The sequence below is a fragment of the Phenylobacterium sp. T106 genome (assembly GCF_057219735.1).
The window spans coordinates 82,978-97,168 of record NZ_JBXVWA010000010.1 but is presented as its reverse complement, the minus strand read 5'-3'; the positions used below and the strand labels follow the sequence as shown (position 1 = coordinate 97,168).

Below are 14,191 nucleotides of genomic sequence, written 5' to 3'. Positions count from 1 at the left end.
CCCCACATCGCCGAGTTGACGGAGCCCCGTCGGTCGAGAGACCGGCGGGGTTCTCTTTTGCCTCCCCCGCGAAGCGGCGGGAGGGGGACTGCGCGCCGAGCCGCAGGCGAAGAGCGCGTGGTGGAGGGGGCGAGCGGCGGTCAGGGCGGCGGGTCCGGGCGGTAGCGCAGGTCGTGGGGGAGGCTCGCCCCCTCCACCAACCGCTCTACGGCGGCTGTCGCCGCCTCGGCGGTCGGTCCCCCTCCCGCCGCTTCGCGGGGGAGGTAATGCGGCGGGCGGCGACGGCGCGGAGAATGCCGTCGACCACTGCGCCGAGATCCCGGTAGACGCGCCCGGCGGGGATGCGGATCACCTCGACGCCCTGGGACGCCAGCCAGCGGTCGCGGGCCTCGTCGCGGGCCTGGGCCTCGTCGTCCCAATGCGTGCGGCCGTCCACCTCCACGGCGAGCCGGGCGGAGGGGCAATAGAAGTCGAGGATCACCGATCCGAAGGGGTGCTGGCGACGGAATGTCGGGTGATCGGGACCACGACCTCGCAGGCGGGTCCACAGGATGACTTCGGCGTCGCTCATCGCCTTGCGGAGCGCCCGGGCGCGGCTGGTGATCAGGCGGTTTCGCATGGGGATTTTATGGAACATAAGAAGAACAATCGCAACTCACCTCCCCCGCGCAGCGGCGGGAGGGGGACCGCGCGGCGAGCCGCAGGCGAAGAGCGCGTGGTGGAGGGGGCGAGCGGCGGTCAGGGCGGCGGGTCCGGGCGGTAGCGCAGGTCGTGGGGGAGGCTCGCCCCCTCCACCAACCGCTCTACGGCGGCTGTCGCCGCCTCGGCGGTCGGTCCCCCTCCCGCCGCTTCGCGGGGGAGGTAAGGGTGATCGGGACCACGACCTCGCAGGCGGGTCCACAGGATGACTTCGGCGTCGCTCATCGCCTTGCGAAGCGCCCGGGCGCGGCTGGTGATCAAGTGGTTCCTCATAAGGATCATCTGGAACATAGGAAGAACAAACGCAACTCACCTCCCCCGCGCAGCGGCGGGAGGGGGACCGCGCGCCGAGCCGCAGGCGAAGAGCGCGTGGTGGAGGGGGCGAGCGGCGGTGCGGGCGGCGGGTCCGGGCGGTAGCGCAGGTCGTGGGGGAGGCTCGCCCCCTCCACCAACCGCTCTACGGCGGCTGTCGCCGCCTCGGCGGTCGGTCCCCCTCCCGCCGCTTCGCGGGGGAGGTAAGAGGACGTCCGGTTCTGGCGTGGGTGGGGGGCAGGTTGGGCGGATGACCTACCCGATCGACCCGCGGCTGGCCCGGGCGTGGCCCATACCGCCGATGGACAAGGAGCCGGGGGACAAGGACACCGCGTTCACCTGGGCGATGGGGCGGCTGATCCTGCAGCGGATCGCGGATGGGGACACGATGAAGGAGATCACCGCCGATCCGCGGATGCCGGCCTACTGCACCGTGTTCCGCTGGATGAACGTCGTGCCCGAGTTCGGGGCGAAGGTGGCCGAGCTGCGGGCGATGCTGGCGCAGGCGCGGCGCGAGGACGCGGACGCGCGGCGCCGCGCGACGGGACGGCGGCGGACCGGCGGCGGGCGGCGCGAGAGCGTTCCGGCGGCGGCGCTGGCGGGCCTGCTGCAGGCGATCCGCGACGGGGCGTCGGCCGGCGAGGCGGTGCGGGCGCAGGGCGCGCCCTCGGCCAAGGCGCTCTATTCGCGGGTAAGGAAGTGCCCGGGGTTCCGGGCGGCGTTCGTGGACGCCTGCGCCTGGCGGGCCTTCAGGCTCGACATGCAGGCCGAGGAGGTCGTCTACGACGTGGCCGACATGACCATGGGCATCGCCCAGGCGACCGTGGCGCGGCGAGCCCTGTTCGCGCGCAAGGGGCGGCTGATGCCGAAGCTCTACCGCGAAGAGCCGGAGGCGGAGCGGGCGCGCGCCGAGAGCGAACTGCAGCCCTATCACCGGGACGTGCGGGCGCCGGGGCTGGGGACGGGCGGCGTCCGGGTGCGGCCGCCGCGCGGGCCGAGGGCGCCGAAGGCCTAGCGCCCGCCCTGCAGCACGAAGAACTGGCGGTCGGGGTCGCTCTGGGGGAGGCGCTGGCCGTCGGGGAGGACCACGACGGCGCCGTCGGGGGCGTACTGCAGGATGTAGGCCTTGCGCACCGCGTCGCTGAGGTTCGGGCCGGTGCGGTGCGGGGCGAGGGAGGAGAAGACCACGACGTCGCCGATCCGCGCGGGGGCGGCCACGGCGTCGGGCGCGGCGTCTAGGCAGACGAGGCCGATGTCGGTGGGGCGGTGCTCGAGCGTGCCCAGGCGGTGCAGGCCGGGCGCGATCCAGGGGCAGCCGTTGGCCTCGTCCACGTCGACCAGCGGGATCCAGAGGGTCAGGTACTGCTGGGGCTCGACGAACGAGTAGCCGTTGTCCTGGTGCCAGGGGAAATCCTGCGGCTTCTCGGTCTTCTTGTAGACGGCCTGGTCCCAGTAGAGGCGCACGTCGGGGCCGATGAGGTCGTGGACGATGTCCTTGATCGCCGGATGGGCGGCGAAGGCCCGCAGGACCGCGGAGCGCTTCACCAGGTGCAGGGTGAAGGTGATGGCCTCGGCGTCGGTGAGCCGCACGCGGCCGCCGCGCGCGCGGGCGAACTCGGCATGGGCGGCCTCCATCGGGTCGATCTCGGCGGCGACGGCGGCGATCTCGGCGGGGGTGAAGGCGCCGCGGACGACGCAGTAGCCGTCGCGGTCGAAGGCGTCGATCTCGGCCGGCGCCAGGCGGCGCGCGGGGTCGGGGCGGGCGAGGCGCCATTCGAAGCCCTCGCTCTGCGGGTGGCGGCGCGGGGTCGTGCGGTCCAGGGGGCCGGGATCGTCCATGGGGGCGGCTTCACATTGCTGTCGGCATAGGTAAATGCTGCGCGGCCAGCCGAGTCGAGGACCCACGCATGAAGACCCGCGCCGCCGTCGCCTTCGCGGCCAAGACGCCGCTCGAGATCGTGGAGCTGGACCTGGAAGGCCCGCGCGCCGGCGAGGTGATGGTCGAGATCAAGGCGACGGGGGTGTGCCACACCGACGCCTACACCCTGGACGGGCTGGATTCGGAAGGCATCTTCCCGTCGATCCTGGGCCACGAGGGCGCGGGCGTGGTGGTGGAGGTGGGGCCGGGGGTGACCTCGGTGGCCGTGGGCGACCACGTGATCCCGCTCTACACGCCGGAATGCCGGCAGTGCAAAAGCTGCCTGTCGCGCAAGACGAACCTTTGCACCGCGATCCGGGGCACCCAGGGCAAGGGCCTGATGCCCGACGGGACCAGCCGGTTCTCGTACAAGGGCCAGACGATCCACCACTACATGGGCTGTTCGACCTTCTCGAACTACACGGTGCTGCCCGAGATCGCGGTGGCCAGGATCCGCAAGGACGCCCCGTTCGACACCGCCTGCTACATCGGCTGCGGGGTGACCACGGGCGTGGGCGCGGTGGTGAACACCGCCGGCGTGGAGCCGGGCAGCCGCTGCATCGTGTTCGGCCTGGGCGGCATCGGGCTGAACGTGATCCAGGGCCTGAAGATGGTGGGCGCGAGCCAGATCGTGGGCGTCGACATCCAGCCCAAGCGCGAGGAATGGGGCCGCAGGTTCGGCATGACCCACTTCGTCGACCCGCACCGGCTGGGCGACAAGGACCTGGTGGCGCACCTCGTGGAGCTGACCGACGGCGGCGCGGACTACACCTTCGACGCCACGGGCAACACGACGGTCATGCGCCAGGCGCTGGAGGCCTGCCACCGCGGCTGGGGCGAGAGCATCATCATCGGCGTGGCCGAGGCGGGCAAGGAGATCGCCACCCGGCCGTTCCAGCTGGTCACCGGGCGCGTCTGGAAGGGCACGGCCTTCGGCGGCGCGCGGGGCCGCACCGACACTCCGAAGATCGTGGACTGGTACATGGACGGCCAGATCGAGATCGACCCGATGATCACCCACCGCCTGCCGCTGGACCGCATCAACGAGGCCTTCGACCTGATGCACGCGGGCGAGAGCATCCGCACCGTCGTGGTCTATTAGCACCCGCATAAGTAGTGCGGCCGGCCCGGAGCGGCGCCGCGACCGGGGTCATGCGGACGGCTTCCGAAGCGCGCCGCAAGCGCCCAAGAGGTGGGCGCCGTTAACCATGTTACACAACTCACAGAAGAATCCCGTCGGGTCCCCGGCACACCATGTTATCTGGTTACCCAGGCTTTAACGCCGCCATGGGCCATGGAGGCTCCGGGGCGGTCCGCTGTCTGGGGGGTCATACACATGCGTAGCTTGTTCCTAGCGGTCGCTTCGGTGGCTCTGTTGTCGGCGGGTTCGGCGGCGGCCAGCGAGATCAGCAACATCAACGCCACCGCGGGTTCGCGGGCGAACATTCCGAGCGGCGGCGAGGGCTGCGTGTCCTCCATCTGCAACAACGACATCGAGCTGCCGGGCGGCGAGGGCGTGCTGCGCAACGCCCCGGGCTCGAACGGCGGGGCGGCGTACAACTCGTTCGTGAACATCGGGCCCTCGTCGATCTTCTTCGAGAGCTCGAACTCGACGTCGGAGGGGAATTTCAGCTCGTTCCAGTCGTTCTCGACGGTGAGCTTCGACTTCCTCAACACCGAGGACGCGCCGATCGCGTTCCACTCCGAGATCACGCCCCAGGGCCTGGGCATGTACCTGGCCAACACCAGCGGCGGCTGCCTCTTCACCAACAGCTGCGTCCAGGTCTCGCACCACGAGGCGCAGCTTTCGCAGCTCTACGCGCCGGGCGAGACGAACGGGATCATCGGCGCCGTCGGCTTCCAGTTCGACATCCTGGACAACGGGGACACGCTCTACACGCTGTCGGGCTTCCTGGCGCTGGCGCGCAACACCCTGGGCTGCGAAGGCTACTGCGTGGTCGACGGCCTGGGCGAGGAGGCCTTCTACGAGGGCGACTTCCTGGTCGAGGCCACCGGCGCGCGGTCGCTGAACGGCTTCGCGCGGCAGACCGACATCACCGACACCTCGGCCATCGCGTTCGGCTGGGACGCCACCCCGGTGCTGCTGTCGCTGCTGCCGGGCGAGCACACCATCGAGTACCGCACCTCGGTGTTCAGCCTGACCAACACCGACTGCATGGGCATGACCGGCGAGATCTGCCTCCTGGCCTACTCGGGCTTCGGCGATCCCATCGGCCGGGGCGGCGGCATCGACGCGCTGAGCGCCACCGCCCTGCGCAGCGGCATGCTGCTCGGCGGCATGCCGGACCAACTGGGGTTGGACGACGAGCCGATGCACCCCCTGCCGGAAGGGCTGATCCAGGGCCTGAACTTCTCGCCGGCCCGGTTCGGGCTGCCGGTGTTCCGGAACGGCGTGCTCACCTACGACTCCAGCACGGCCGGCGCGGTGCCGGAGCCCGGCACGTGGGCCCTGATGATCCTCGGCTTCGGCGCGATGGGAGCGGCGTTGCGGCGCCGTCGTATTCCGGCGCATATCTAGCGTCGGCATGACGCAAACAGAGTCGCCCGGGGGCGCGCCGTCGCAAGGCGGCCGCGCCTACCGGGCCTTCATAAGTTACAGTCACCGCGACAAGCAGCACGCGGCGTGGCTCCACCGCACGGTGGAGGCCTACCGCATTCCGAAGAAGCTGGTGGGCAAGGAGACCCCGATCGGGCCCGCGCCCGCGCGCCCGTCCCCCATCTTCCGCGACCGTGACGAACTGCCGGCGTCGGCCGACCTCGGCGGCGAGCTGATGTCGGCGCTGCAGCGGTCGATGTTCCTGATCGTCATCTGCAGCCGCGCCTCGGCCAAGTCGCACTGGGTGATGCAGGAGATCCTCAGCTTCAAGCGCCTGCACGGCGAGAGCCGCGTGCTGGCCCTGATCGTCGACGGCACGCCCTACGCCTCGAACACCCCGGGCCAGGAGGACGAGGAGTGCTTCCCGCTCAGCCTGCGCTTCAAGCTGGGGCCCGACGGCGAGCTCTCGGACGTCCCGGCCGAGCCGATCGCGGCCGACCTGCGGCCCGAGGGCGACGGCAAGCGCCTGGCGCAGATGAAGCTGATCGCGGGCCTGACCGGCCTGCGGCTGGACGAGCTGGTGCAGCGCGAGGCGCAGCGCCGGAACCAGCGTCTGATGATGGTGGCCTCGGGCGCCATGGCCGGCATGGTCGTGACCGGCGGCCTCGCGGTCTACGCCAACTTCCAGCGGATCGAGGCCGACCGGCAGCGCCTGATCGCCGAGAAGGAGAGCGCCGCCGCCCGGGCCGCCTCGGACTACCTGGTCGGCACGTTCGAGCTGTCGAATCCCGCCACCGAGAACCCGCGCACCATCACCGCCCTGACCATCCTGGGCCGAAGCGCCGAGCGGGCGCGCACCGAATTGGCCAACCAGCCCGAGATCCAGGTGCGGCTGCTGGCGACCCTGGGCCGCGCGTACAACAACCTCGGCCTGCTGGGCGAGGCGAAGACCGCGGTGGAGTCGTCGCTGCCGGCGATCCGCAAGGCCGGCCCCGACGGCGCCGAGGCGCTGCTCGTGCTCTCGGCCACCTATGTGCGCCAGGGCGCGCTGGACAAGGCGGCGGCCACCGTGAAGCAGGCGGTGGCCCTGCTGGGCCCCGACCCCGAGGACCACCCCGAGCTGCGCGCGCAGGCCGCGCTGACCGAGGGGCGGATCGCCACCTCGCGGTCGGACGTGAAGGCGGGCGTCGCCGCCTTCGACCGCGCGCTGGCGTTCTATCGGGTCGCGCCCGACGCTTCGCCACGCGACATGGCGGTGGCCTACAACAACCGCGGCCTGCTGCTCTCGGACGACGGCCAGTTCGACCAGGCCGAGGCGTCGCTGAAGCAGTCGCTGGCCATCTTCCGCCGCGCCTCGGGCGAGAACCACCTGCTCACCGGCCGCGCCTGGTTCGCGCTGGCGCAGAACTCGTTCAACGCCGGGAAGCTGGAGGGCGCCGAGAGCGAGATCGCCCAGGCGCTGAAGATCCAGCGCGTGGTGCTGGACGGCGACAACCCCCTGCTGGCCGACACGCTGTCGATGCAGGGCCAGATCCTGCAGGGCCGCGGGAAGCTGGCGGAGGCCGAGCGGGCGCTCCGCGAGGCGGTGACCATCTACCGCAAGGCCTTCGAGGGCCAGCCGCACTACCTGATCGGCATCGCCGACGTGTACCTGGCGCTGATCGAGAGCGAGACCGGCCGCACCGAGGCGGCGCTGGCCACCCTGGCCGACGCCAAGCGGAACTACGACGGCAGCTACGGCGAGATCCACCCCAACCACGGCGACCTGCTGGTGAACCGGGCCAAGGTGCTGGCGCGCGCGGGCCGCATGGGCGAGGCGCGCGTCGACTGCGCGGCGGGCATCGACATCCTGCGCAGGACCCTGGGGGCGAACGCCAGCTTCACCCGGCAGATGGCGGCCGAGTGCGGGGCGCTGGGAACCTCCCGACAAGCGCGGCTTTAGGCCGGCGCCGCGCGCCGCCTCCAGGCCCACCGACCCGGTGCGGCGAAGCGGCCCGCGTCAGGCGTCGACGGTCTCCGGCGCCTGAACGAAGCCGGGCCAGGTGGACATGTAGGTGACGAAGGCCGGGCCCAGGCCCTCGTTGCGCAGGTGCTCGGCGGTGACCGGCAGCGGCGCGGGCGTGAAGGCCGGGTCGCGCGACCGCTCCGGGAAGTCGTGGTGCAGGATGGCGGCGCGGCCGATCAGGACGAAGTCGGCGCCGTCGTCCAGCATCTTCGCGGCGATGGCGGGCGAGGTCACCTTGCCGGCGACGCCCAGCCGGACCTGGCCGCGGTCCAGCGCGGTGAACCAGCTCATCAGGCTGCGGCCCTGGAATTCGGGCTCGACCGGCTCCTTGGCGACGTCCCACAGGCTCATGTCGAGGTAGTCGATCTTGCCGTCGCTGAGGATCGCCTGCGCGGTCTCGAGGATCTCGGCCAGCTTGAGGCCGAAACGCTCGGGCGACAGGCGCAGGCCGAGCTGGAAGTCCGGGCCGGTGCGGGCGCGGACGCCGTCGAGGATCTCGCGGACGATCCGGGCGCGGTTCTCCACCGAGCCGCCGTAGCGATCTTCGCGCCGGTTGAGCTCGGGCGACAGAAACTGGGCCAGGATGTAGCCATGGGCGCCGTGGATCTCCACGCCCTCGAAGCCGGCCCGCTCGGCGCGGACGGCGGCGGCGACGAAGTCCTCCACCAGCTGCTCCACCTCGCCCAGGGACAGGCCCCGCGCGCCGGTCTCGGGATCGTCGGAGGGGCAGACGGGCGTGCCGACCAGGTCCTTCGGGCTGCGGTTGCCGGCGTGATGAAGCTGCACCGACGAGACGCTGCCGGCGGCCTTGATGCCGGCGGCGAGGCGGGTCAGGCCTTCGAGGTGCTGGTCGCCGAAAATGCCCAGCTGGCCCGGAAAGCCCTGGCCCACCGCCTGGACGTGGGCCGCGCAGGTCATGGTCAGGCCGAAGCCGCCCTGCGCCCGCATGGTGAGCCACTTGTACTCGTCGTCCGACAGGCGGCCGTCGGGATGGCTCTGCAGGTTGGTGAGCGGGGCCAGCATGAAGCGGTTCTTCATGGCGGGGCCGTGGGCGAAGGACAGCGGCGAGAAGAGGTCGGCCAAGGCGAAGCTCCGGAAGGGCGTGGCGGCGATCGTTAGCGGGGTTCCCCGGCGTCCGGCAAACCAGCCTTTCTGCAAGCGCCGTCAGCCTGGAGGCCGCCTTGCGCCGGTTCAGCCCGCCGCGGGATCCGGGGCGGCCAGGAAGATCGGGCCGCCGATGACGTCCGCGCGGCCGACGTCCACACGGCGCAGCGCGGTGATCTGCATCACCGGAGGCGCCCCCTCGACCCGGCCGAGGCGCGAGCCCTGGGGGACGGCGAGGCGCGGCCGCAGCTCGGCGGGCAGGTTCCGCAAGGCGCGCGCGATGTCCGGCCCGGTGGCCTGGAAGGGCAGCGGCTCGTCCAGCTCGGCGAGCGGCCGGCAGTAGAGGCCGACCGCCACGGCCTGGCGGGGCCCGCGGACGAAGGCGTAGCCGCCGTGGGAATGGCTGGCGCGCAGCAGGTTGGCCCAGTGCCCCGGGCTCCGCCGCCAGGTGCGGAGGAAGTGGTCGGCGCCGACCGGGGCGCCCGAGTGGTAGCCGATGTTCTCGGACGGAGAGCCTATGGTGCGGCGGGCGAGCAGCCAGAAGCGATGGCTGGGGTCGAACCCCTCGGGGGAGAGGTGCTCGACGTAGCCCCGCCGCGCGAGGTCGCCGGCATGCGCGCGGGCCGCCTGGGCGAGGTCCTCGCGCCACTCGAGCGGGGGCGCGCCGGCCGCGCGGCGCGCGGCGTTGCCGAGATCGAAGGTCGCGCGGGCGGCCGTCTCGTCGAAGCGCCCGCCGCCGGCGTCGGCCATGCGGGCGCGAAGCCGCGCCTCGTAGGCGCGCCAGGCAGCGACGTCCGTGGCGGGCGGGGCGGCGTCGCGGATCCCGTCGGCCGCGGCCGGAACGGCGAACGCGGCCAGGCCCGCGGCCATCGCGGCGCGCCGGGTGACCCTCATGAGGCCGGCATGGCGGCGATCCACTCGCGGATCAGGCGGACGCCTTCGTCATGGACCAGCGAGCGCCCCAGCTCGGGCATCATCACGCCGGGCTCGTTCGAGGCCATGCGGAACGCGAGGATCGAGGCGTCGGGCCGCCCGGGCGCGATGCCCACGCTCAGCCCGCCCGAGCCGCGGCCGGCCGCCACCGGACCCTTGCCGACGCCGAGGTGGGCGGGCCGCGTCTCCTCCACGTTGAGGAAGAGGCCCGAGTTGGACGCGATGGCGCGCGGCTGGTGGCAGTGGGCGCAGTTGGCGTCGAGGTAGGCGCGCGCCCGCGCCTCGAGCGGCTCGGCGGGGTCGTCCCAGCGTACGGTGCGCGGGGCCCGCGCCGGCGGCGGCGCGCCGGCCAGCAGGCCCTGGCGGGTCCAGTGCGCGAGTTGGTTCTCCCGGCCCGTGGCATAGGCGAAGTCGCCGTTGAGGTTGCGCGCCTTGGGCCCGACCGGCTGCAGCGTCCTGTCGAGCTGGTGGCACTCCTTGCACTGGTTCTGGTTGGGGACGGCGTAGTCGATGCGGCGCTGCGCGCCCTGGCCGTCGGTGAACGCGACCTCGAAGCGCGCGCCGGCGCGTTTCAGCACGGCCTCGGTCTGCTCGGCGTTCCAGACGTAGGCCAGCGCAACCCAGCCGTCCGCCTTGCGCACCAGGAGCCGCGTCTCGAGGTAGCGGACCTGCTGGTCCGGGCGCCGCAGGTCGGCCGGATAGGCGAAGGTCTTCACCAGGGCGGCGCCCACCGGGAAGTCGAAGACGCCATCGGCGCGGTAGCGCGCCTTGGCCCCCGGCGGCAGGTAGAGGTAGCGGAACTTCTCGGCGTAGTCGGTGAACAGCGGCGTGTTGAGGGCGTAGGGCGTGACGCCCGCGTTCGGCCGCCGGCCGGCCGCGTCGGCGAACAGGCGGTAGTCGCTGAGCCTGGGGGCGGGCGCTTCGGCCAACAGCGCCTCAAGCGCGACCGGCTCGGGCTTCGGGGCGGCGCCGAGGCTGGCCAGCGCCGCGAGAAGGGCAAGACCCAGACGCATCACACCGGATCGGACTCAGGCGCCAAGGTCGGCCTGCATCTTGGGCAGCACGACGGCCTTCGGCTCGGCGACGTGCACGTCGCCCACGGTGGGCGTGATGGCGGGCTTGGCGGCCTCCACCTGCCCCGGCGCCGGGAGGTTGAGGTTCAGCACCGGGCCGTCCGAGATGCGGACCTTGGCGACGCCCGGGCTCTGGGCGTGGGTGGTGACCCCGTCCCACATGATCGGCGGGACCTTGCCGCCCAGCATGGCCTTGATCACCTGCCCGCCGCTGAACTGCGGGTCCCAGGCGTTCCGGCCCAGCTGGTTGTCGCGCACCACGATGTCGCGGGGCAGGGGATTGTAGGTCTTGTCGTCGAACTTCTGGGTGTAGCTGACCAGCATGACGGCGGCGGTCTGGTTGCCGTCGATGCGGTTTTCGAAGACGTGCACGTCGCGGTTGGCCATCACCATGATGCCCGCGCCCACGGGGACGCCGGCCACGATGTTGCCCTTCGGCGCGAAGTTCGGCGTGTCGTTGTCGACCACCTGGTTGCGGAACACGCGGTGCGAATGGCCGCCCATGACCGGCAGGTTCGGCAGATCGAACACCAGGATGCCGCCGGTGTTGCGGGTGACCACGTTGTCGAACACGTCGGCGTTCATCGAGTTCTCGATCTCGATCCCGGCGACGTTGAACTCGGCGCGGCTGCGCTTGACCACGATGTTCTTCGACTGCCCCACGTAGATGCCGGCGTCGGACGCGCCCCGCACGAGGGTCCGGTCCACCAGCACGTTGGAGGACGAGACCGGATAGACGCCGTAGGCTCCGTTGGTCTCCTTCGGGCCGCCGGTCCACTCGACGCGCACGTTGATGAAGCTGATCTGGTCCGAGCCCTTCGACTTCAGCCCGTCGCCCTTGGTGTCCTCGACGGCGAAGTCGCGCAGGGTCACCCGGTCGGACGTCACGAGCAGGCCCTCGCCCGCGCCCTTCTGTCTCTTGAAGGAGAGCACGGTCTTGTCGGGGCCCGCGCCCTTCACCACCACGTCGTCGACGTCCAGCGACAGGCCGTCGGTGAGGTCGTAGCGGCCCGCAGCGAGCTCGACGACGTCGCCCGGCTTGGCGTCGAGCAGCGCGGTCTGGATGCGCTCCTGGGCGTCGGGGCCCGGGGTGACGGTGAGCGTCTTCGCGCCGGCGGCGCCCGCGAGCGCGGTGGCGGCCAGAAGGGCGATGGCGAAACGGGTCATGGATCCGGCCTCCCTCGGGGCCCCGGCCTTCGCGTCGGTGAGACCGGAATTGACGCCCCGTTCAGGTTTGGACCCTGCCGCTGTTCACAAGCCGGTGGCAACCCTTAAGGTCGCGCCATGGAAACGAAGATCGTGCGCGTTGGGCCCTCGGACGACGGCCTCCTGGATCGGGTGGCGCAGGACGTCTTCGACGAGGACATCTCGCCGGCCTTCCTGGCGGCCTACCTGGCCGACGACCGCCACCTCATGGTGCTGGCGATGGCCGACGGTCAGGTGGTGGGCCAGACCCGCGGGATCGTGCACCTGTCGCCCGACCAGCCGCCGGGGCTCTACATCGACAACATGGGCGTGACGCCGGCCCTCTGGCGGCGCGGCATCGGCGGGCGGCTGCTCGACGAACTGCTGGCGTGGGGCCGCGAGCGCGGCTGCGCGTACGCCTGGCTCGGCACCGAACTGGACAACGTCGAGGCGCGAGGCCTCTACGAGAGCCGCCGGTTCAAGGGGACGGAAATGGTGGTGTACGAACTGGAGGACTGATCCCCCCCTCCGACGCCGCAGGTTAAGCCCCCCGGCGGCGCCCAACCCCTAGTTCGCAGCGGCGTAGGCTTCGAGCGCGGCGATGTGGGCGGCGGCCTGGTCTGGGGGAAGGAACGAGCCCTGGAAGCTGTTGCGGGCCAGGGTGACGAGGTCGGCCCGGGACAGGTCGAGGGCGTTCGCGATCTGCACGTAGTTCTCGCCCACATAGCCGCCGAAATAGGCGGGATCGTCGGAGTTGACCGTGGGCCTGAGGCCCAGGTCCAGCATGCGCTTCAGCGGGTGCTGGCGCAGGTCGCTGACGCCGCAGAGCTTGAGGTTGGAGAGCGGGCAGACGGTCAGCGTCAGGCCCTCGGCGGCGAGGCGCTTCACCAGCGCCGGGTCCTCCAGCGCGCGGTTGCCGTGGTCGATCCGGTCGACGTGCAGCAGGTCGAGCGCTTCCCACACGTAGGCGGGCGGGCCTTCCTCGCCGGCATGGGCGACGCGCTTGAGGCCCCGCTGGCCCGCGGCGGCGAACACCCGGGCGAACTTCGACGGGGGGTGGCCCACCTCGGAGGAATCGAGGCCCACGCCCACGATGCGGTCGAGGTAGGGCTCGGCGGCCTTCAGCGTGGCGAAGGCGGCGTCCTCGTCCAGGTGGCGCAGGAAGCAGAGGATGAGGCTGGAGGTGATCCCGAGGTCGCGCCCGGCCTCGGCCATGGCGCCCAGCAGTCCGTCCGCGGCCACCGCGAACGGCACGCCGCGGTCGGTGTGCGTCTGGGGGTCGAAGAACAGCTCCACATGGCGGACGCCGTCGGCGGCCACGCGGCGGAAGTAGGCCATCCCCATGTCGTGGAAGTCGCGCTCGGTGAGCAGCACCGCCGCGCCCTGGTAGTAGATGTCGAGGAAGTCCTGGAGGTTGCCGAAGGCGTAGGCCGCCCGCACCTCCTCCACGCTGCGGAAGGGGATCGCCACCCCGTTGCGGCGCGACAGCTCGAACATCAGCTCGGGCTCGAGGCTGCCCTCGATGTGCAGGTGCAGCTCGGCCTTGGGGAGGCCGCGGATGAAGGCGGAGAGGTCGCTCATCCGATTGTCGTCGCGCCTGCGGCCCCCAGGGTCAAGGGGCAGGTCAAGGGCCGGGTCCAGGCTTGCGGAAGCGCAGCATGAACTGGTCGGTGCGGCCGCGCACGGCAGGGTCGAAGACCGATGCGGTCCGCGGGTCGGCGGGATTGGCGAGCTGGTCGCCCGCGGCCTCGAAGCGGAACCCGGCCGCCTCGGCCTCGCGCCGGACCTGGGCCGGATCGATCCGGTGCAGGCGGTCGGGTTCGTCGCCGCGGTGGTCGACGACGACGTAGGTCCCGCCCGGCTTCAGCGCCCGGAAGACGGCGGCGTTGAAGGCCGCCGCGGCGCCGGGCGGGGCGAAGCGGGTGTGCAGGTCGTGGTAGTTCTGGGCGGTGAAGACGAGGTCCAGCGCCTCGGGCGCCGCGAAGGCCGCGGTGGCGCCGGTGACCACGGTCACGTTCCTCAGCGGCGCGGCCGCCGCGCCGGCCCTGGCGTCCGCGAGGTGGCGCGGCAGGAGGCGCACGATCTCGTCCGGGGGATAGGCGTAGACGTGGCCGGCGGGTCCGACCGCGGGCGACAGGAGCCGCGTGAAGTAGCCGCCGCCGGGGGTGTACTCGCCCACCTTCCAGCCCGGCCGCACGCCCGAGAATTCCAGCACCTGCAACGGCCTGCGGGCCGCGTCGGCGCCGCGGTCGGCCTCGGTCCGGCCGGGGGCCGCGAGGATGGCGGCCAGCGCGGCCGCAAGGGCGATGAAGCTCATGCAGGTTCCTCCTGCCGGAGAGACGTTCGAACCCCGGCGGATTCGACGCGCCCGCTTCGCGCGTTCCCCGGAAGGCTCGTGCGGCCCG

General features: G+C 72.0%; 13 protein-coding genes and 1 pseudogene. 5 read left to right on the top strand and 9 right to left on the bottom strand.

The genetic code is table 11. From position 1 onward, the window contains the following. Positions 1-205: 205 nt before the first annotated feature. Positions 206-619, bottom strand: a complete 414-nt coding sequence (locus tag AC2D8W_RS19445) for an endonuclease domain-containing protein (RefSeq protein ID WP_484672913.1) — start codon at positions 617-619, stop codon at positions 206-208. A 119-nt stretch (positions 620-738) separates the two neighbouring features. After that, positions 739-972: a hypothetical protein gene (locus tag AC2D8W_RS19440; RefSeq protein ID WP_484672912.1), complete on the bottom strand. Its 234-nt coding sequence runs from the start codon at positions 970-972 to the stop codon at positions 739-741. A 289-nt stretch (positions 973-1,261) separates the two neighbouring features. Here AC2D8W_RS19440 and AC2D8W_RS19435 point away from each other — a divergent pair, with 289 nt between their 5' ends. Continuing rightward, a complete protein-coding gene (locus AC2D8W_RS19435) occupies positions 1,262-2,026 on the top strand; it encodes a terminase small subunit-like protein (RefSeq protein WP_484672911.1) in 765 nt (254 codons plus the stop codon). Here AC2D8W_RS19435 and AC2D8W_RS19430 read toward each other — a convergent pair. After that, complete coding sequence (locus AC2D8W_RS19430; RefSeq protein WP_484672910.1) at positions 2,023-2,850, bottom strand: phytanoyl-CoA dioxygenase family protein; 828 nt, start codon at positions 2,848-2,850, stop codon at positions 2,023-2,025. The two genes, AC2D8W_RS19435 and AC2D8W_RS19430, sit on opposite strands and share 4 nt — an antisense overlap. A 68-nt stretch (positions 2,851-2,918) precedes the next feature. On the opposite strand from AC2D8W_RS19430, the gene AC2D8W_RS19425 reads away from it, so the two are divergent. The 3 genes and pseudogenes from AC2D8W_RS19425 to AC2D8W_RS19415 all read left to right on the top strand — a co-directional run bounded on the left by AC2D8W_RS19425 (position 2,919) and on the right by AC2D8W_RS19415 (position 7,428). Next, positions 2,919-4,031: an S-(hydroxymethyl)glutathione dehydrogenase/class III alcohol dehydrogenase gene (locus tag AC2D8W_RS19425; protein ID WP_484672909.1), complete on the top strand. Its 1,113-nt coding sequence runs from the start codon at positions 2,919-2,921 to the stop codon at positions 4,029-4,031. 1,338 nt (positions 4,032-5,369) lie between these two features. After that, positions 5,370-5,468 (top strand): annotated as a pseudogene (locus tag AC2D8W_RS19420) (PEPxxWA-CTERM sorting domain-containing protein); the annotation flags it as partial. Positions 5,469-5,475: 7 nt separating this feature from the next. Beyond that, positions 5,476-7,428, top strand: coding sequence for a tetratricopeptide repeat protein (locus AC2D8W_RS19415; RefSeq protein ID WP_484672908.1), 1,953 nt, complete (start codon positions 5,476-5,478; stop codon positions 7,426-7,428). A gap of 57 nt (positions 7,429-7,485) precedes the next feature. Here AC2D8W_RS19415 and AC2D8W_RS19410 read toward each other — a convergent pair whose 3' ends face one another. From AC2D8W_RS19410 to AC2D8W_RS19395, 4 genes are all read right to left on the bottom strand, one after another. Continuing rightward, entirely contained in the window at positions 7,486-8,574 is a 1,089-nt protein-coding gene (locus AC2D8W_RS19410) for an NADH:flavin oxidoreductase (protein WP_484672907.1), read from the bottom strand. Positions 8,575-8,682: 108 nt separating this feature from the next. Beyond that, positions 8,683-9,489 (bottom strand): CAP domain-containing protein, encoded by an 807-nt coding sequence (locus AC2D8W_RS19405; protein WP_484672906.1) that lies wholly within the window; start codon positions 9,487-9,489, stop codon positions 8,683-8,685. Next, positions 9,486-10,541, bottom strand: a complete 1,056-nt coding sequence (locus AC2D8W_RS19400; RefSeq protein WP_484672905.1) for an SO2930 family diheme c-type cytochrome — start codon at positions 10,539-10,541, stop codon at positions 9,486-9,488. Before AC2D8W_RS19400 ends, AC2D8W_RS19405 begins: the two co-directional genes overlap by 4 nt. A 15-nt stretch (positions 10,542-10,556) precedes the next feature. Continuing rightward, complete coding sequence (locus AC2D8W_RS19395; RefSeq protein ID WP_484672904.1) at positions 10,557-11,768, bottom strand: parallel beta-helix domain-containing protein; 1,212 nt, start codon at positions 11,766-11,768, stop codon at positions 10,557-10,559. Between the two features lie 117 nt (positions 11,769-11,885). Between AC2D8W_RS19395 and AC2D8W_RS19390 the strand changes: the two genes are divergently transcribed. Further along, a complete protein-coding gene (locus tag AC2D8W_RS19390) occupies positions 11,886-12,305 on the top strand; it encodes a GNAT family N-acetyltransferase (protein ID WP_484672903.1) in 420 nt (139 codons plus the stop codon). Positions 12,306-12,353: 48 nt separating this feature from the next. Here AC2D8W_RS19390 and AC2D8W_RS19385 read toward each other — a convergent pair whose 3' ends face one another. Together AC2D8W_RS19385 and AC2D8W_RS19380 are read right to left on the bottom strand one after the other, a co-directional pair. Continuing rightward, a complete protein-coding gene (locus AC2D8W_RS19385) occupies positions 12,354-13,367 on the bottom strand; it encodes an adenosine deaminase (protein WP_484672902.1) in 1,014 nt (337 codons plus the stop codon). A 43-nt stretch (positions 13,368-13,410) separates the two neighbouring features. Beyond that, a complete protein-coding gene (locus AC2D8W_RS19380) occupies positions 13,411-14,103 on the bottom strand; it encodes a class I SAM-dependent methyltransferase (protein WP_484672901.1) in 693 nt (230 codons plus the stop codon). Positions 14,104-14,191: the final 88 nt, after the last annotated feature.